The organism is Bacillus sp. FJAT-27225 (genome assembly GCF_001685025.1).
Lineage (GTDB): Bacteria > Bacillota > Bacilli > Bacillales > Cytobacillaceae > Bacillus_D.
In genome coordinates this window covers 110,393-127,211 of sequence record NZ_MAYU01000022.1, presented here as the reverse complement: position 1 = coordinate 127,211, position 16,819 = coordinate 110,393, and the positions used below count along the sequence as shown (strand labels likewise).

Here is a 16,819-nt window from a genome sequence, read left to right as displayed (position 1 = left end):
GAAGTGTTTACATATGGAACCTATAAAAATCGGTGTTGGAGGACCTGTAGGAGCAGGAAAGACCGCCTTGGTTGAAAAATTAACCCGCCATTTGCAGGATGAAATCAGCATGGCTGCTATCACAAATGACATCTATACAAAAGAAGATGCCAAATTTCTGATGAAGCACGGTGTCCTGCCGGAGGACCGTATTATTGGTGTTGAGACAGGCGGATGTCCACATACTGCTATTCGGGAGGATACATCCATGAATTCGGCGGCGATTGAAGAATTGATTAAGAGACATCCCGATGTTGAACTGATTTTCGTCGAAAGCGGCGGGGACAATCTTGCTGCTACATTCAGCCCGGAACTTGTCGATTTTTCCGTTTATATTATCGATGTGGCCCAAGGAGAAAAAATTCCGCGTAAGGGCGGACAAGGAATGATTAAGTCTGACCTGTTTATTATCAATAAAACAGACCTGGCTCCTTTAGTCGGCGCCAACCTGGATATTATGGCATCGGATACAAAAGTGTTCCGCGGCGACAAACCGTTTTATTTTACAAATTTAAAAACAAATGATGGCCTTAACGATGTCATCGACTGGATTAAAAAGAATGCCCTTTTAAAAGGATTGGCTTAAAACATGCAGAACTGGACAGGGGTTTTGCATTTGGATGCGGAAGATAGAAAGGGTAAGACAGTCGCAAAAAAAGTATATTTTCAGGGGGCGTATAAAGTCATGCGTCCCATCTATCATGATGAATCCGGACAAGCCTGTTACTATATTTTAAATCCAGGCGGCGGCTATTTGGATGGGGACCGCTATCAAATCAAGATCTCGTTAGACAAACAAGCGAGGCTCACTTTAACAACGCAGTCGGCAACAAAAATATACAAGACGCCAAACACCCATGCCTACCAGGAAACAGAAATCAACCTTAAAGAGGGCAGCTACCTTGAATATATCCCCGATCCGCTAATTGGTTATCGGAATGCGCGATATAAACAAAAGAATGTAATCTATATGGAGAAAGGAGCCAAACTTCTCTATTCAGATATTATTACCCCGGGTTGGTCTCCAGATGGGGAACGGTTTAGTTATGATATGCTCCAGCTATTCAATGAGATATATATGGAAAACGAATTAGTCGTTTATGATCATATTAAACTTAATCCGGTTTTACAGAATATGGAGGAGTTGGGCCTCATGGAAGGCTATTCACATTTGGGATCAATGATTGTAATTGACGAAAAAGCCGACAAGAATCTCCTTGACCGTTTATATCAGTCAATTGATACCAATTCAAAGGATTACAAAGTGGGAATGTCTTCTTTGCAGGTTACAGGATTTACGATTCGGGTGCTAGCCAATACTACCCAAATGATTGAAAGAATATTTTCTGATTTCCACCATATAATTAGTCAAGAATTGTTTAACAAAACACCGAGTTTTCTAAGAAAATATTAATGTGATAACCCAGCAATTAATAAAATTGCTGGGTTTTAACAAGCAATGGAGGGGAATTGAATGGAAATCACTTTTTTGTCGGTGTTGGCTGTTGGTTTCATCTTAGGCATACGGCATGCGATTGAACCGGATCATGTCATTGCAGTTTCTACAATCGCTAGCCAAAGTAAAAAGCTTTGGCATGCTTCATTGGCGGGAGTGTTTTGGGGAATTGGACACACTGTAACACTAGTTATAGTTGGCCTTGTTGTCATCCTTATGAAGAATGAAATACCGGAGAAGTTGGCTATGTCTTTGGAATTTTTAGTAGGAATCATGCTGGTCTATCTTGGAGTTCGAACAATTCTATCTTTCAAAAATATCCATATCCATATCCATAAACATGGGTATGATGGCGAAGATCACCCACATATCCATTCCCACCAAAGCAGTGGGGAACATGATCATAAACACAAGCATCATAACACTACATATTTGGGATCCGTGTTTATCGGTTTGGTCCATGGACTAGCAGGAAGCGGTGCTATGATTCTTTTGACGATGAGCACTGTAAAAAGTGCCGGTGAAGCAGCAATCTATATTTCCATATTTGGTGCAGGAACTGTTATTGGCATGTTTTTTTTCACTACCATCATCGGTATACCTTTTGTATTAAGCGAAAAACGCAGGACAGTTAGCAGGACATTCGGATTAATAACAGGTGTGATAAGTACAGCTTTTGGTATATTCTACATGTATAATTTAGGGTTCAATGAAGGATTGCTTAACCTTTGGCTATAAGAATTAGATGCCTGGTGTAATGCAGGAAAATCCTGTTTGAATAACCGGGACTTGCGATGTTAAAAATAGTACGAATTTTTTATTTATAAACATATATTTTAATTGAGCGGGTTTTAATTGCTTGGGGCCTCAAGCATTTTTTTGTGTAAAAAAATTGGAATCTTGATCCAAAACGGTTTCTATGACCGCAATAATGGATGCCACAATTAGTAGCGTCAAAGGTTTGATAGTAATAGAATCCATAAAAGTGTCGACCAACCCCAAAATGGACCAGGTAATTAATGTATTAATTAGAAAAACCGCAACAAAGTTTTTGGCGGAAATTTTGGACAGAAGGACATCAAATACTTTATAGACTATTTCACCAGGAATTCCCAAAAGAAAATAGAATACAACAAATAAGAATAATGAAAACAAAGTCTCATAGTGAACTCCAAGTAACTTAAAAGCACCTAAAATACCAAAATAATAAATTTTAAAAACGAAGCCAACTGCTCCAATAACCATTGCTGCTATCGCCGTGATGATGATTATCTTCGTACCAAAGGATTCTTCTTTAAATGGTTTATTGTCCTCGTCCATATGATTTCGCCTCATCAGTTCGTCCAAATTTAATAGTTTAATTTTAACATAGTTGGGGAGGGAGCCACTGGGCAAAAAAACACTACCTCTCGATTCGGAGAAGTAGTGAGTTTCATCGTTCTGGTATTATTTTTTGTTGCGCTGACCAGATTGTGAACCTGAATAAGGGTACCCGCCACCATGGTGAGAGCCACCCATATGCGAAGACCCGCCGCCGTGGTGAGAACCGCCCATATGCGAAGACCCGCCGCCGTGGTGAGAACCGCCCATATGCGAAGACCCGCCACCGTGGTGAGAGCCGCCCATTTGTGGGTACCCGCCACCGTAATGAGATCCGCCCATGTGAGGATACCCGCCGCCGTAGTGAGATCCGCCCATGTGAGGATACCCGCCACCGTAGTGAGATCCGCCCATGTGAGGATACCCGCCGCCGTAGTGAGATCCGCCCATATGCGGATATCCGCCGCCGTAATGAGAGCCGCCCATATAAGGATACCCCCCACCATGTTGGTAACCTCCCATATATGGATAGCCTCCCATTTGAGGATAGCTGCTGCCATAAGTCCGATTATCTTTTTTCATTTCAACCCCTCCTTATACCAAGGTACAAGTAGTGTATGTTCAAAAGGATAAGGCTGCTTGGACAGAGGACCAGTCTTCATCATTTTTTATAAACGAGTTGGTAATAGCATCTCGAAAGCAAATACTGTTTAACTTGAAGGCGGGAACAGGCAGAAAAAAGTGGTCTTCCCGTCCTTTATTTCATCTATGAAGGGGGGAACAGCCGAAAAAGGTGATCCTCCCTTTCTTCATTTGATTTACTAAAAAATTAGTCTAAAAATAATTACGGTTAGGATGGTAAAAACAGGTTGACAAAGAAGGGGGATTTTATTATTATCAAAATTGATAATGTAATTATTTTTTTAGTTTAATGTTCTCATTTTTGATAATAAATGCATCAGAGGTGTCATTCAGTGTGAATGCTAATCGTACCAAACTTATCATGCATCCAGTCCGTATGAAAATAATTCAATCACTGGTGAATGGAGGGCATCGAACAGCTTATGAACTCCTTGACTTTATCAAGGATGTGCCCCAGGCAACTCTGTATCGCCATCTGAACAAACTACTGGAAGCCGGATTCATTGAGGTGGTACAGGAGAACCAAATCAGGGGCACAGTAGAAAAAGTATACGCCCTGAAACAAACAGGCATCACAGATGTAGACAATGCAAGCAAAGACCAGCATTTAGAGTTATTTTTTACATTTTTGGCTCATCTAATGGGAATGTACGAGGACTATCTATCAAGTGGTTACAATTTGCAAAGAGACGGTGTATCCTACCGCGTAGCGAGAATGCACCTGACTGACAAGGAGTTCATGGAATTAGGCGGGAAAATGGGAAAGTTGATTAATGAAGGTATGAAGAATCAGCCGTCAAATGAACGGAAACCGAGGAATCTTGCGACGATCATCGTTCCGGAAAATCAATAATTAAATTGGAGGGGATTTGGTTGGAAAAAGAAGTTGTGTATGGGGAGAAAAATAGGATTTATGGAACATTATCAGTGCCGGGTGAAGGGGTATACCCAGCCATTCTTCTGATTGCCGGTTCAGGGCCGCTGGACCGGGATGGCAATGTTTCAAAAGGCAAGCTCACAACAAATCTCTATAAGGATCTGGCTGAATTTTTAACAGGGCTCGGATTTGTTACGCTTCGCTATGATAAGCGGGGAACAGGCAAGCGGGACGGGGACTGGCTGGCAGCTGGGCTATGGGATTTGGTGGAGGATGCCCGTACTGGAGTTGAATACCTCCAAGCCCATCCGAATGTAGATAGGGAAAAGGTCATTGTTGCCGGGCATAGTGAGGGTACGATTATTGCGACTGCGCTGGGTGCATCCATGGAGCTGGCTGGGGCAATCTTCCTTTCAGGCGGAGTTGACAACATGTCTGAGGCATTAAAGAAGCAGAGGGAACTTGGATATAAAGAACTGCTGGCAAAGCCTGTCCTTGGGAAACTCTTCAAGTTAGTAAACGTAAAAGAAAAAAGTGAAAAGCAGGCAGCTAAGACAATGGAGAATTTCCAGAAATCCAAGGAAGATATAATAAAAATTCAATTTTTCTTTAAAACACAGGCAAAATGGTATAGGGAGCATGACGATTTCAATACGCGTGAAGCATTGAAATCAATGAATTGCCCTGCCCTTGCACTGATTGGCGACAAAGACCACCTCGCAGACAAGGAAGTCCTATCAGAACTGCCATCCCTCATAAAGGAGAATGCGGAAATTGCCATTATAAAAGACATGGAACATGGGTTGCGGATTCAGACCGAAGAACTCAGCATTTTAAAAGCAGGTAAGAGATTCAAGGAAATCTTAAAACGCCCGCTTCACCCGGATGCTCTGTCAAAACTGGAAGCATGGCTTACAGAGAATTATATAACAGGAAAAGCCAAAGAGAGGGTTGTTTAAGCTAGATCCGGTCACACAATTAAAATAGTTTAACGATTGGTAAGGTATCGGCAAGCTGACAGCCAGCCAATAAACCGGATTGGTACCTATTTACCATATGTCAACGTTGCTTTGGATTCAAGGCAACGCCTTTTTTTGAATAATAACAAATAAATAAACTTCCCCATCGAAAGGAGAAGCAATTGTTTAACTGAATGGATGGATATCCGTTTGGTTTCTAGCTATTAGAGGAGCACTTTTCTTTCTGTAAGTAACAAAAGCAACTCATCAAGTTTCTTTATATGTTGAGGTGTCCACTACTCAAATCTTTAATAGACGAAAATGGTTTTGAACATGACGTTGCCTAACATATATAAGCTGGCTACTACTATGAATGGGTACTTCCTGGCTGGAATGGCGGGAAGTTTTTTTTGTGCCTTAAAAAGTCGACACGCAATACAAAACCATTGACCCACAGAACTATTCTCTCTATACTTTAAACATAAGTTTGTTTTATAAACAAATGTTTACAATTTTCCGCGGGCGGAAACCCGTAATGAATTACAGCATTTAGTCCAAAATAATAAGGTTGACCATTGTAAAGACGAAGAGGTGAGGTTGTTGCCTGAAAGGGTGAATGAGAAAGAGCAATTGATTCTCGATTTGATCCGGAAGAACCCTTATGTTACACAACAAGAGCTTGCCGAGACCTTGGGCTTGTCCCGTCCTGCTATTGCCAATATGATATCGGGGTTAATGCGAAAGGGAAGAATTTTAGGCAGGGCTTATATTCTAAATGAATCAGAGCAAGTTATTTGTATCGGCGGTGCCAATATTGACCGTAAATTCCACATCAAGGACAAAGTTCAGTTCGGTACGTCAAATCCAATTAATATGACACAAAGTGCAGGCGGGGTTGCCCGGAATATTGCCGAAAATCTTGGACGTCTTGGTTTGGAAGTTTCTCTTATCTCGGCAAGCGGGAACGATAAGGACTGGTCGATAATCGAAGAGGCGTCAACTCCCTATATAAACCTTGAAACCGTGACCCGTTTTCCTGAAAAATCAACTGGCTCGTATACGGCAGCTTTGGACGAAACTGGGGAACTTGTGATAGCCTTTGCCGATATGGACATTTATGATGCGATTACACCGGATGTTCTGCTAAAACATGAAGGCTTGTTAAGCCGTTGCAAATGCATCATATCTGATTTAAACATTCCGAAGGAAACGATTCAATTTTTGTCCAGTTTTGCTAAAAGCCATGAAATTCCTCTTGTGATTATCCCTGTTTCATCACCAAAGATGAGGCGGCTGCCTGATGATTTAACAGGTGTCACATGGATGATTACGAACCGGGATGAATCGGAGACTTACTTTCAAACTAAAATCAACAGTGATGATGAGTGGAAACATGCCGTTGAAAGCTGGCTGTCAATTGGAGTTGCCAACGTGATTGTGACCAATGGAAAAAAAGGCTCAATGATTGGCAATAAAGAAGAAGGGATTTTTCACGTCCCGTCTGTAGAAACAAATGAAATCGTCGATGTAACCGGCGCAGGGGATGCGTTCTCTTCAGCGGTCATTTACTCATGGCTTGAAGGGAAATCCTTAATCGAAATTGGCCGGGCCGGAAGCATCAATGCATCGAAAACACTGCAATCAGCATACACTGTCCGCCAGGATTTATCGGCTGAGCAACTACAAAAAGATATGGAGGAACGAAAATGAAAGAATATATTACATTATCAGAAGAAGTGCGTCAGGCGAAGGAACAAGGTAAACCAATCGTAGCACTGGAATCGACGATTATTTCGCATGGCATGCCTTATCCGCAAAACGTCCAAACCGCTCGTGAAGTAGAGCAAATTGTCCGTGATAACGGAGCAGTTCCAGCTACAATTGCGATTATCGATGGAAAAATTAAAGTGGGATTATCGGATGAAGAACTTGAGATGTTTGGAAAAAGCCCGGATGTTGCAAAAGCTTCCCGCCGCGACTTGGCTTATTTGCTTGCAACCAAAAAATTAGGTGCGACAACAGTCGCAGCTACCATGATTTGCGCCGAACTGGCTGGCATTGAAATCTTTGTTACCGGCGGAATTGGCGGGGTTCACCGCGGCGCCGAAACGACGATGGATATCTCTGCGGACCTTGATGAATTGGGGCAAACAAACGTGGCAGTCATTTGCGCAGGAGCCAAATCAATCCTGGATCTTGGACTGACAATGGAATACCTCGAAACAAAAGGCGTACCGGTAATTGGTTACCAAACCGATGTACTGCCTGCTTTCTTTACACGCACGAGTGAATTTCAGTTAAACCTGCGTGCCGACGATGTAGAAACAATTGCTTCTACTCTAAAAGTAAAATGGGATTTAGGTTTAAAGGGCGGTGCCGTAATCGCTAATCCAATCCCGGAAGAACATGCTATGGATGAAGAATTCATGAACGGTATTATTAACTCAGCGTTAAAAGAAGCCGAAGAAAAGAACATCAAGGGCAAAGATGTAACACCATTCATGCTTGGCAAGGTTAAGGAATTAACTGAAGGCAAAAGTTTGGAAGCAAATATTGCACTAGTAAAAAACAATGCGGTAGTTGGCACCAAACTGGCAGTAAGCTTGCATGGAATGAAATAAAATAGGGGACTAAATCTCTAACGGGTTTACTTTTGAGATGCTACAAGTTAAGTCCCATACCTGATCACACAGATTTTGACGTCACCTTATCACAGTTTAAAGGCTTAGAGTTATTTTCAACTCTAAGCCTTTTTCACTTGGATTTAGGTAAAAATTCAGCCGAAAAACAACCTGCCTTAAATATCCTTCTTCTTAATTTTAATTATTTGACCTGCATATATTTTATCTGAACTAAGATTATTAAGTTCGATCAATTGTTCCAAAGGGACATTATATTGATTTGCAATTTTTGAAAGAGTATCTTCCTGAGAAACCTCATAAATTTCATAGAATTCTTTTAGATACTCTAAATACTGTATAATTTCTCCGTTTTCTCTTATAATCCCTCTATTTACTAATACTTCAAGTATTTGCTTAGCCCGATTTCGATAGGAATGTTCTTGGACAGCTATTTTACCATTTTCACGTATTTGTTGTCTCTCTACATCATTATTTAAATAATATTGAATATTAAATACTGTTTCGAAAGAGTTGGATGAAACAATTAAATCTTGGCCTGGTGTGAATTTTTCACGAACTGCAGGTGTATCCGTTGTTAATAAAACCCCACCGGAACCAAGAATTTCAAAAGTGCGCATAGTAAGTTGCGATCGGGAATTTTGCAATCCAATTACGATTTTGGCAGAACTATAGACTTTATATGCATCCCTGTAGTCTAAATAGCCATGAATCCAATCCTTTGGAATGTCTCTCCCTAAATACTCCCCCATTTTGTCCCATTTCTTTCCCCAAAAATCAACACGAATTCCTTCCATGATAAGTGGCTTTATTAGTGTATTTAAGGCCTCCAAACGGAATGCATTCGGATTTTCTTTAAGATATTCAGGATAAGCATTCGCTACTACCGCTATGTCATAACGATAGTCATTTAAAGGTTGTACCGGAAAATGTATATTAGGATGGTACCCAAATTCTAAATGTTCCGATTTGAAACCTAGCTCCTCATATTTTTTACATAATGCAGGTGTAACTGTAAAGACAAAATCTGGTTTAATTGCATTAATAAGAGGTATTGTAAAATTCTCCGTGTGTAAAGGGTCTTCAGTAGCCCAATAAACGAGCGGTATCTTTGTATTCTTGACAGCCTTTCGGATCCATCGCCACTTTTCTTTAGAGTGTTCGGCTGTCCATCCGACAGATATGATTAAATCCGGCTTAAACAAATCTATCATTTCTGAGATATTATTTTTACTTAATGGCCCGGAAATCATCACCGTATGCCCTTCTTCTTTGAAACCATTAGGTAAACCATAAATCCACATTGGGTGACTTTCTAGAAATAATATCTTCAAAAGCACCATTCCTTTTATTAAACTTTCTTCTATTAATATGTGAATGACCAAAAGCTTGTCACGGCATTAGTCCATAAATTATATGTTTTAGAAAATCCCTCTGTTAGGAATCTTAGATAAATTGCGGAGGTACAACCGCCATTTATGCAGATTTTCGCTCAAATCGACTTATATGAATAATAATTGAGTGACAAAATGTATGTTAATTTAACAGGCCGGTTACTAATTCCCTGCTACTTTTGTTCCTCCCTGACCAAAAACCAATCGAAGTTATGCCATTGAAAGGAAGCCTAATCGCTTAGATAATTAGGCTTTTTTGTTATTGTTAAATAACAAAATTCTTCAGAACATTCTATTAAAATGGTATAGTTCTTTTAAGGAGTGATGGATTTGGAATTCAACAATGTTATCCACGGACACAGGTCGATACGGGAATATGAGGACAGGGACGTGAGCCAGGAGCTGCTGGAACAAATACTCGATGCAGGCATCCGTGCATCTTCAAGCGGAAATATGCAGACATATTCAATTATCGTGACTAGAGACAAAGAATTAAGGAAGAAATTGTACACCGCACATATGGAGCAATCCATGGTTGTTGATGCCCCCGTTTTATTAACGTTTTGCGCTGACTTCAATCGAATGAGGAAATGGCTTGAGCTAAATGAGGCACCTGTTCATTTTGATAATTTCATGAGCTTCATGATTGGTGCGATTGATGCGACATTGGCAGCCCAAAACTGTGCGCTGGCTGCAGAGAACGCCGGGCTCGGAATATGCTATATGGGCTCGACTCTTGCGAATTGTGACCAAATTGGCGAACTGCTAAACCTTCCGCCAAACGTCGTCCCGGTAGTCGGGTATTCGTTGGGGTATCCCGCCGAAAACCCTGCACCAAGGGATCGATTGCCAAGGCAAGGACTTGTCCATTATGAACAATATAAGGACTATTCCGATGAAGACATTCTCGAAATCTATAAAGATCGAAATGAAAATGGCTGGAACCGCTACATGGCCAACCCGAGACTGAAGGAAATGACTGAACGTTTAGGGTTGAAAAATCTTGCGCAAATCTACACGATTGCCAAATACACGAAAGAATCCCACATCGAGTTTTCGCAGACTGTACTGAACTATCTGGAGAAGCAGAACTTTATGGAGAATAAATGATACAGATTGGTATTTCTTCAGAAGACCTTAAATAAATAGTGGTAACTCCTGGCCAGAAAAAGACCAGGAGTTACCACTATTTTTCTTGTATTAAATAAACTTCATGCTTGCCATTAAGCCGTCTCTTGCTTCAATGTATTCCTGATGGAGCTTATCAATGTATTCGCCAGCGCTCGTTACATCGTTAATGACACCGATTCCCTGGCCGCTGCCCCAAATATCTTTCCACGCCTTTGCCTTATCACCGCCAAAATTCATTTTGGAAGGGTCACTTTCAGGAAGATTTTCAGGATCTAGACCTGCTGCACGAATTGATGGAGCAAGGTAGTTTCCATGAACCCCGGTAAATAAATTGCTATAGATAATATCATCCGACGTGCATTCAACAATGGCCTGCTTGTATGCCTCGGCGGCCCGTGCTTCATGGGTAGCAATAAATGGCGAACCGATATAAGCGAAATCCGCGCCCATCGCCTGGGCAGCCAGTATTGATTTTCCATTTGCAATCGAACCTGCCAGAACTAACGGGCCATCAAACCATTGACGGATTTCCTGAACCAGCGCGAATGGACTTTTGCTGCCCGCATGCCCTCCCGCACCGGCAGCTACGGCAATCAGACCATCGGCTCCCTTTGCAACCGCCTTACGGGCAAACTTGTTATTGATGATGTCATGGAACACGATTCCCCCATAGCTATGGGCCGCTTGATTCACCTCTTCACGAGCCCCCAGAGAAGTGATAATAATAGGTACCTTGTACTTTACGCACAGCTCCATATCATGCTCAAGCCGGTCATTTGACCTGTGTACGATTTGGTTAATAGCAAAGGGTGCTGCCGGACGATCAGGATTTTTTGCATTATAATCGGAGAGCGTTTCTGTTATTTCAGCAAGCCATTCATCAAGCTGTGAGGCTGGCCTTGCATTTAAGGCAGGCATTGCTCCCACAATCCCGGCCTTGCACTGTTCAATCACAAGCTTTGGATTACTAATAATAAAAAGTGGTGAACCAATCACCGGAATCCTTAACGATTTCAGCAGCGATGGAATCTGTGGCATGTACCTTCCCCCAAGTGCAGCATATTTTTTTGAGCTAGTATGAATAGGCGGAACAATATTCCTTTTATTTAGTGATACTATATTTATTTCGATATAGTCAAATAATTAACGGAAATTTAGAAATGTTAAGGCGTGGTGTTTATTGAGGAAGTTAAAAAGGGAGAAAAGCCGTGCGTACATTGCAGGCCCATCTTTAAAGTACCTTTCTGAAAATGGCAACTTATTTCGTATTACAAGTGTGAGCCAATTTCCCACAAATACTGGAAATCATTCGACGTATTATAAAAAATGCCCAGAACCACAAAAATGGTCTGGGCATTCTTCGATACATACATAAAGTCAATCAAATCGCTCTGCTGTAAGAGGGACTTTCGTAGCCTCTCAATACAGGCAGTAATAATTAGAGATTAATGATTTAATGCTTTGTATTCCTTTTTAATTTCATTTACAGTTTTGTCAAATTCGTCTCCCCACAAGTCATTAACGGTCTTAAATACAACCGTTCCATCGGTATTTAAAAGCCCGTAACCTCTGTACGCAGCATCACCATTTTTCATTCCCATGATATTAATTAATTCAAGGTCAGGATCGGAAACGAAAGCTATACTTTTACCAAACGTTGCTTTTAGTGCATTGTATAATACAGCCTGCTCTTCCGGAGTATCGCCACTTACTATATACATGTTGACATCCAAATCTTCTAGTTCTTGAATATTTTCATGCAACTGAACCAGTTGCTTTTGGCAATGAGTTCAGGTGTAGGTGGTAAGGAAAAAGAATAAAGTCGGTTTATCCTGGGGGAAGGATATTTCTTCTTTATTTTGATTAAGCAGAGTCATTGAGCCTTCAATTTTTTCCTTGCCACATGCTGAAAGAATGAGAACAAGGATAATCAGAAGGAATGAAAGTTTTGTTTTCATTGTTTTCCCCTTTACTTAGGTTGAATTTCCACTGTGGACATGGTGCTTATTGTAATACTTTTAATTCCTTTTTAACAAGCTAAAAAATTCCCACCTATCCCTTGTTTTTACAAGATGGTTGGGCTCACATACTACTAAGGGATACCTTCTACGCACTATATTTGTGCCTTCACGTCACTTTATTTAAAAATTCCTACAAAATTTGTAATAATAGTGTATAAATGAATGAACCAGAAAGGATGATCAGGATGAAATCAATTGTTTACAAAAGGGATATCGAGAACTTTTTAAATGGTTTCTCGGATTTGGCAGATTATGATTTTGTGGGGAAGAAACATTATCTTGTTTTTGAAGACTCAATCCGCAATGGTTCCTGGACTCTAATGTACTATGAAGCTGATGGAAAGTGGACAATCCATGGCAAAGGCGAAAATTATAGTGATGAAGGCGAGAAAGAATTGATAAAAGAAGACTTAATAAACTTCATTTACAAAAACAGAAAGTACGTAAATAGGGAAATAAAAAAGAAAAATAGAGTATTAGCGTAACTCTAAATGCAGTACAACCAACAGGGGGAATGGCTTTGGCAAAAGGGGTACTGCATCATATTGAAATATATGTATCCGATTTGGAAAAATCGGTAGAATTTTGGGAATGGTTCCTTCAAGAATTAGGATATAGCTCTTTTCAAAAATGGGAAGGCGGGCAAAGTTGGAAATTAGATGGCACTTATATTGTATTTGTGCAGGCAGAGGAACGCTTCCTTGACATTCAGTATCATAGGTGCCGGGTAGGGCTGAATCATCTAGCATTTTACGCTGATTCACGCCTCCACGTTGATGAAATGACAAAGGTTCTGGAATCTAAAGGGGTAAAAATCCTTTATAAAAACAAACATCCATTTGCTGGAGGGGATAATCATTACGCAGTCTACTTTGAGGATCCTGACAGGATTAAAGTTGAACTGGTAGCTCCTTGAAATGGATAAGAAATAGGTCCTCTTTACCCAAAGCGGAAGAAGGATAATTAACACCAATGTGTGGGTTCTACTGATACTAACAAAACAAATATCTTTGTTAGAATTGATACATCTCTCAAGATTCTCTTGCTAAGCAGGGAATCTTTTTTGTTTACGATAAATATATAAAAAGATTCTTTGAACTACTGATTATGATGTATAATATTGGAAATGCATGAGGGGAGATTCTATGTGGAAAATGATGATGGGAGTCATAGGAGTCCTAATTATAGGAGGGATTCTTATATTCTACCAGGGTATACCCAAAACCGCTTTATACAATGAAGAGTATGCTATCCCTGAAGGATTTAAAGGATGTGTTCACGTTGTATTTAATGTTAAAGGTGGCCCACCATTAGAAGTAGTTGACGGAAACATTGTTCATAAAATCGCTAAAAACGGTATTTCTGTTACTTCTTCGCCAGAGGACTTCGGCTGGGCAGATAAGGAAGGATCTGGTGCTTATCAAGAAATATTCTATTATGTAAATGAGGAAGGAAAAAAGACGAACGATATCAAACATGAACAGATCTTCAATGCCGGTCTTGGCAGCTTTGAGGAAGGTGGAGTAGTCCAATTAACTCATTATCATTTTTCAGTGAACGACAAGAATGAATATTGTACAGATATAGATGAATTAAGAGAAATTATTAAGAATTTTAAAGTGATAAAGTCATATTTTTTGGGGTGAAATTGTGAAAAGGTATAGTAATTGGTCAATAGGCTTGATGATTGTGGGACTTTTATTGTTTCAGCTGGCTTGGATAATGGAGGGATACGAAACTAAGCCGATTGTCCTCTTAGGTTTTATTTCTTTTTCGGTTGGATTTGTATTTAGTTTTATAGCAATTTCCAAACAGGAAAGAGGAACCTTGAAATTCATATCACTTATTTTTTTCTTCGTTGTGTTATTTTTAATTACTTGGCTTGAACCTTTTCAGTTGGTTCGGATTATTACTTGGTTTAAAAATATCTCATAGCAGCGAAACAATTACTTTTTTAAAAATTAATACAGTGGATATTGCGTGAATATGATTACATACCTCTGATTACTGGGAAGCTAGGAGGAAAATAATAATGTTGGCGATTATACTCATATTAATAGCAATATTTATTACTGGAATCAGTTTATGGCTGTCTAAAGAAAAAAAGAAAGCGAGAATAAAAGTTGGCCTGTCGTTAATTGTACTCTCAATTTTAAGTTTTCCAATGCTTGCTGCTATTTTTGCAGAATGGAAGGCTATTGAAGGTGTGGCGAGTTTAATGGCTTTTAATTTAACCTTATTGATTGGTGGTTCTATAACCTTGATTGCAGGATTCTTTACAAAGTATCTTTCATAAGATTGATCATTTATAAATATACGAGGTGAATAATGGATAATAAAGCGGATAAATCTGATGTTGGATATACTCTTTTTAAATCAACAGGGGTACAACACGAATTTCCTCATATAAATTTAGAGAAACAACAAGTAATCGGTATTGTTACATACAAAGAAAAAACATATATGACCGTTTTTGTTAATCTAAAAACCGGTTCTGTACAAGTCCAAGGAGATATTGATGATTTGGGAGACTTGAGTATGGATAGAGATGCTTATGTAGATATGTTCAAACATCAGGCCCAATTTTTTATTGACAACAATATCTCTAATCCGAAAGAGTATTATGACGAATTGATAAAGGGCCAATCTTAAACAAATCGGTTGCAAAAGCACTTTATGGAGTTGTCGATACGACAAACCATATGCTTATTGAAGTAAGGGTTCAGTTAAGTTTAGAAAAAAATGATATAGAAAAATAACTGGAAAGGAGGTTTAAATGTACAATGGGAGATATGATTGTTGAGTCAAAAATTTTCAGGTAAATTATTAAAGGTGCTTTTTGGACAACTATTGTCATAGCTTTACTCATTATTTTTATGATAGGTAATTTCATTTTTAACATTACATTTTTAAACTGTTCATTAAGCAGTTTTACTTTCCTTTCTCAATAACTGTTCAATCAATTTCTTTTAATTAACAACCGCCTGAGTTACTTCATACAATATTCAAAAAAATGGAGTTGATCTTCATGGCGAGATGGATTGATGTATCTACATCAAAACATCAATTAAAACTGCTTGATGGAAACAGGATTATAAAAGCTTACCCAATTGCAGTTGGGAAAATATTGTCACCAACACCTTCTGGGACATACACGATTATCAATAAACAACTCCATCCACCCGCACGATTTGGAGTGCTTTGGATGGGATTATCAAAACCTCATTATGGTATACACGGAACAAACAACCCAGCTTCAATTGGCAAGAATGTCTCTCATGGATGTATTAGAATGTTTAATCATGATGTTCTGGAATTATCATCTCGAATTCCAATTGGTACAAGGGTTTCTATTCATAAATAACTCTGTTAATCTTCCCCCCAATGCTGCATGCTTTAGGTTTACTGCGTAATATTTCTTATTCAAGTAACGGCGCGTTGATCCAGGAAGGATTAGCCGCCTTTTTTGTTGAATTCCTTATTAAACAAACGGGGCAGGATAGTTAAAAAAGGAGTAGCGTCAGGAAAACGCAGATTTACGCCGATAAGTAATTCTGAATTTAGGAACTGTTGTACTTGCAGTTCCTTCTGAGAAGTAAGGTATTATAAATCGAGTAAGTAGTCTTATAAGCCATCTAACCTACATACAATATTCTGGAACAATCCGAAAAGAGGTTGTTCATTTTTCCATTTATACCCTATTTTACTGATGATCGTAAAAAACTTTTATTTTTTCAAACCATATGAAGGTTAGCTACGTCTATAATGTGTGAAAGGGTGAAAACTAGATGAATGGATCAAAACAACTGGCGGTGACAGATGAAAGTATGCTGGATGAGAGGGAGCAGATCATTGATCAATTAATGCATGAATATAGCGATGATATCCTGCATCTCGTATATACATATGTTAAAAATCGAACGACAGCAGAAGATTTAACGCAGGAGATTTTTTTAAAGTGTTATGAAAAGCTAAATCAGTTCAATCAGCATTCAACAATAAAAACGTGGCTATATCGTATTGCGAGTAATCATTGTAAGGACTACTTAAGAAGCTGGCATTATCGCAAAATAACGCTTAACGATAAAATTTTGGATTATATACCTTCAAAATCAAAACAGGTTGAAGAAGAGATTATCGCGAATTGTGAAGAAAACATCTTAACAAATGCTGTCATGAATTTACCTCTAAAGTACAGAGAGGTAGTATTTCTGCATTATTATGAAGAACTATCTTTAGCCGAAATAAGTAAGATAACGACAGTAAATATAAATACAATAAAAACTAGATTAAAGCGTGCGAAAGAATTATTAAAAGACAAGATGATCGAGGAGGTTTAGG

The 16,819-nt window shown here is 39.3% G+C and carries 21 protein-coding genes and 1 pseudogene; 16 read left to right on the top strand and 6 right to left on the bottom strand.

Translation table 11 applies throughout. From position 1 onward, the window contains the following. Positions 1–13 precede the first annotated feature (13 nt). The 3 genes from ureG to A8F94_RS16690 are packed head-to-tail and all read left to right on the top strand — an operon-like array spanning position 14 to position 2,233. On the top strand, positions 14–625 hold the full coding sequence (gene ureG, locus A8F94_RS16700) for an urease accessory protein UreG (RefSeq protein WP_066202793.1): 612 nt from the start codon (positions 14–16) through the stop codon (positions 623–625). Between the two features lie 3 nt (positions 626–628). Continuing rightward, a complete protein-coding gene (locus A8F94_RS16695; RefSeq protein ID WP_066202791.1) occupies positions 629–1,453 on the top strand; it encodes an urease accessory protein UreD in 825 nt (274 codons plus the stop codon). 60 nt (positions 1,454–1,513) lie between these two features. Beyond that, a complete protein-coding gene (locus A8F94_RS16690) occupies positions 1,514–2,233 on the top strand; it encodes a HoxN/HupN/NixA family nickel/cobalt transporter (RefSeq protein ID WP_066202789.1) in 720 nt (239 codons plus the stop codon). A gap of 129 nt (positions 2,234–2,362) precedes the next feature. Here A8F94_RS16690 and A8F94_RS16685 read toward each other — a convergent pair whose 3' ends face one another. Both A8F94_RS16685 and A8F94_RS16680 read right to left on the bottom strand, forming a co-directional pair. Further along, positions 2,363–2,815, bottom strand: a complete 453-nt coding sequence (locus tag A8F94_RS16685; RefSeq protein ID WP_066202786.1) for a YrvL family regulatory protein — start codon at positions 2,813–2,815, stop codon at positions 2,363–2,365. A 29-nt stretch (positions 2,816–2,844) separates the two neighbouring features. Beyond that, positions 2,845–3,321, bottom strand: a complete 477-nt coding sequence (locus A8F94_RS16680; RefSeq protein ID WP_139070125.1) for a hypothetical protein — start codon at positions 3,319–3,321, stop codon at positions 2,845–2,847. 470 nt (positions 3,322–3,791) lie between these two features. On the opposite strand from A8F94_RS16680, the gene A8F94_RS16675 reads away from it, so the two are divergent. The 4 genes from A8F94_RS16675 (at position 3,792) to A8F94_RS16660 (ending at position 7,914) form a co-directional block, all read left to right on the top strand. Continuing rightward, positions 3,792–4,310 (top strand): helix-turn-helix domain-containing protein, encoded by a 519-nt coding sequence (locus A8F94_RS16675; RefSeq protein WP_139070124.1) that lies wholly within the window; start codon positions 3,792–3,794, stop codon positions 4,308–4,310. A 20-nt stretch (positions 4,311–4,330) separates the two neighbouring features. After that, positions 4,331–5,293, top strand: coding sequence for an alpha/beta hydrolase family protein (locus A8F94_RS16670; RefSeq protein ID WP_175384451.1), 963 nt, complete (start codon positions 4,331–4,333; stop codon positions 5,291–5,293). 591 nt (positions 5,294–5,884) lie between these two features. Continuing rightward, positions 5,885–7,003 carry a carbohydrate kinase gene (locus A8F94_RS16665; RefSeq protein ID WP_066202780.1) on the top strand — a complete coding sequence of 373 codons (1,119 nt, stop codon included), beginning with the start codon at positions 5,885–5,887 and terminating at the stop codon, positions 7,001–7,003. Continuing rightward, a complete protein-coding gene (locus tag A8F94_RS16660; protein ID WP_066202777.1) occupies positions 7,000–7,914 on the top strand; it encodes a pseudouridine-5'-phosphate glycosidase in 915 nt (304 codons plus the stop codon). The genes A8F94_RS16665 and A8F94_RS16660 overlap by 4 nt, the downstream gene beginning before the upstream one ends. 176 nt (positions 7,915–8,090) lie before the next feature. Here A8F94_RS16660 and A8F94_RS16655 read toward each other — a convergent pair whose 3' ends face one another. Beyond that, the gene (locus A8F94_RS16655; RefSeq protein ID WP_066202774.1) at positions 8,091–9,266 is read right to left on the bottom strand and encodes a glycosyltransferase family protein; all 1,176 of its coding nucleotides are present in this window, start codon (positions 9,264–9,266) and stop codon (positions 8,091–8,093) included. A gap of 390 nt (positions 9,267–9,656) precedes the next feature. Here A8F94_RS16655 and A8F94_RS16650 point away from each other — a divergent pair, with 390 nt between their 5' ends. Next, the gene (locus tag A8F94_RS16650; protein WP_077247783.1) at positions 9,657–10,436 is read left to right on the top strand and encodes a nitroreductase family protein; all 780 of its coding nucleotides are present in this window, start codon (positions 9,657–9,659) and stop codon (positions 10,434–10,436) included. A 90-nt stretch (positions 10,437–10,526) separates the two neighbouring features. On the opposite strand, the gene A8F94_RS16645 is transcribed toward A8F94_RS16650, so the two are convergent. The 3 genes and pseudogenes from A8F94_RS16645 to A8F94_RS25840 form a co-directional block, all read right to left on the bottom strand. Next, positions 10,527–11,495 (bottom strand): NAD(P)H-dependent flavin oxidoreductase, encoded by a 969-nt coding sequence (locus A8F94_RS16645; RefSeq protein WP_066202770.1) that lies wholly within the window; start codon positions 11,493–11,495, stop codon positions 10,527–10,529. Positions 11,496–11,902: 407 nt separating this feature from the next. After that, positions 11,903–12,232 (bottom strand): annotated as a pseudogene (locus A8F94_RS16640) (hypothetical protein); the annotation flags it as partial. Between the two features lie 15 nt (positions 12,233–12,247). Continuing rightward, positions 12,248–12,415, bottom strand: coding sequence for a hypothetical protein (locus A8F94_RS25840; protein ID WP_175384450.1), 168 nt, complete (start codon positions 12,413–12,415; stop codon positions 12,248–12,250). A gap of 248 nt (positions 12,416–12,663) precedes the next feature. Here A8F94_RS25840 and A8F94_RS16635 point away from each other — a divergent pair, with 248 nt between their 5' ends. The 8 genes from A8F94_RS16635 to A8F94_RS16600 all read left to right on the top strand — a co-directional run bounded on the left by A8F94_RS16635 (position 12,664) and on the right by A8F94_RS16600 (position 16,818). Next, positions 12,664–12,963, top strand: a complete 300-nt coding sequence (locus A8F94_RS16635; protein WP_066202766.1) for a hypothetical protein — start codon at positions 12,664–12,666, stop codon at positions 12,961–12,963. Between the two features lie 35 nt (positions 12,964–12,998). Beyond that, positions 12,999–13,394: a VOC family protein gene (locus A8F94_RS16630; protein WP_066202764.1), complete on the top strand. Its 396-nt coding sequence runs from the start codon at positions 12,999–13,001 to the stop codon at positions 13,392–13,394. Positions 13,395–13,623: 229 nt separating this feature from the next. Then, entirely contained in the window at positions 13,624–14,124 is a 501-nt protein-coding gene (locus A8F94_RS16625; protein WP_066202762.1) for a DUF6843 domain-containing protein, read from the top strand. A 37-nt stretch (positions 14,125–14,161) separates the two neighbouring features. Then, the gene (locus tag A8F94_RS16620) at positions 14,162–14,413 is read left to right on the top strand and encodes a hypothetical protein (RefSeq protein WP_441294204.1); all 252 of its coding nucleotides are present in this window, start codon (positions 14,162–14,164) and stop codon (positions 14,411–14,413) included. 97 nt (positions 14,414–14,510) lie between these two features. Beyond that, positions 14,511–14,774 (top strand): hypothetical protein, encoded by a 264-nt coding sequence (locus A8F94_RS16615; protein ID WP_066202756.1) that lies wholly within the window; start codon positions 14,511–14,513, stop codon positions 14,772–14,774. Positions 14,775–14,806: 32 nt separating this feature from the next. Continuing rightward, positions 14,807–15,130: a hypothetical protein gene (locus A8F94_RS16610; RefSeq protein ID WP_066202752.1), complete on the top strand. Its 324-nt coding sequence runs from the start codon at positions 14,807–14,809 to the stop codon at positions 15,128–15,130. Between the two features lie 376 nt (positions 15,131–15,506). Then, on the top strand, positions 15,507–15,842 hold the full coding sequence (locus A8F94_RS16605) for a L,D-transpeptidase (RefSeq protein ID WP_066202749.1): 336 nt from the start codon (positions 15,507–15,509) through the stop codon (positions 15,840–15,842). A gap of 424 nt (positions 15,843–16,266) precedes the next feature. After that, positions 16,267–16,818 (top strand): sigma-70 family RNA polymerase sigma factor, encoded by a 552-nt coding sequence (locus A8F94_RS16600; RefSeq protein WP_066202746.1) that lies wholly within the window; start codon positions 16,267–16,269, stop codon positions 16,816–16,818. Position 16,819: the final 1 nt, after the last annotated feature.

Excerpts from the sequence above, each read along its gene's own strand:
- ureG (WP_066202793.1), top strand. The coding sequence starts at position 14 with ATGGAACCTATAAAAATCGGTGTTGGAGGACCTGTAGGAGCAGGAAAG.
- A8F94_RS16695 (WP_066202791.1), top strand. The coding sequence starts at position 629 with ATGCAGAACTGGACAGGGGTTTTGCATTTGGATGCGGAAGATAGAAAG.
- A8F94_RS16690 (WP_066202789.1), top strand. The coding sequence starts at position 1,514 with ATGGAAATCACTTTTTTGTCGGTGTTGGCTGTTGGTTTCATCTTAGGC.
- A8F94_RS16685 (WP_066202786.1), bottom strand. The coding sequence starts at position 2,815 with ATGGACGAGGACAATAAACCATTTAAAGAAGAATCCTTTGGTACGAAG.
- A8F94_RS16680 (WP_139070125.1), bottom strand. The coding sequence starts at position 3,321 with ATGGTGGGGGGTATCCTTATATGGGCGGCTCTCATTACGGCGGCGGAT.
- A8F94_RS16660 (WP_066202777.1), top strand. The coding sequence starts at position 7,000 with ATGAAAGAATATATTACATTATCAGAAGAAGTGCGTCAGGCGAAGGAA.
- A8F94_RS16645 (WP_066202770.1), bottom strand. The coding sequence starts at position 11,495 with ATGCCACAGATTCCATCGCTGCTGAAATCGTTAAGGATTCCGGTGATT.
- A8F94_RS25840 (WP_175384450.1), bottom strand. The coding sequence starts at position 12,415 with ATGAAAACAAAACTTTCATTCCTTCTGATTATCCTTGTTCTCATTCTT.
- A8F94_RS16635 (WP_066202766.1), top strand. The coding sequence starts at position 12,664 with ATGAAATCAATTGTTTACAAAAGGGATATCGAGAACTTTTTAAATGGT.
- A8F94_RS16625 (WP_066202762.1), top strand. The coding sequence starts at position 13,624 with ATGTGGAAAATGATGATGGGAGTCATAGGAGTCCTAATTATAGGAGGG.
- A8F94_RS16620 (WP_441294204.1), top strand. The coding sequence starts at position 14,162 with ATGATTGTGGGACTTTTATTGTTTCAGCTGGCTTGGATAATGGAGGGA.
- A8F94_RS16615 (WP_066202756.1), top strand. The coding sequence starts at position 14,511 with ATGTTGGCGATTATACTCATATTAATAGCAATATTTATTACTGGAATC.
- A8F94_RS16610 (WP_066202752.1), top strand. The coding sequence starts at position 14,807 with ATGGATAATAAAGCGGATAAATCTGATGTTGGATATACTCTTTTTAAA.
- A8F94_RS16605 (WP_066202749.1), top strand. The coding sequence starts at position 15,507 with ATGGCGAGATGGATTGATGTATCTACATCAAAACATCAATTAAAACTG.
- A8F94_RS16600 (WP_066202746.1), top strand. The coding sequence starts at position 16,267 with ATGAATGGATCAAAACAACTGGCGGTGACAGATGAAAGTATGCTGGAT.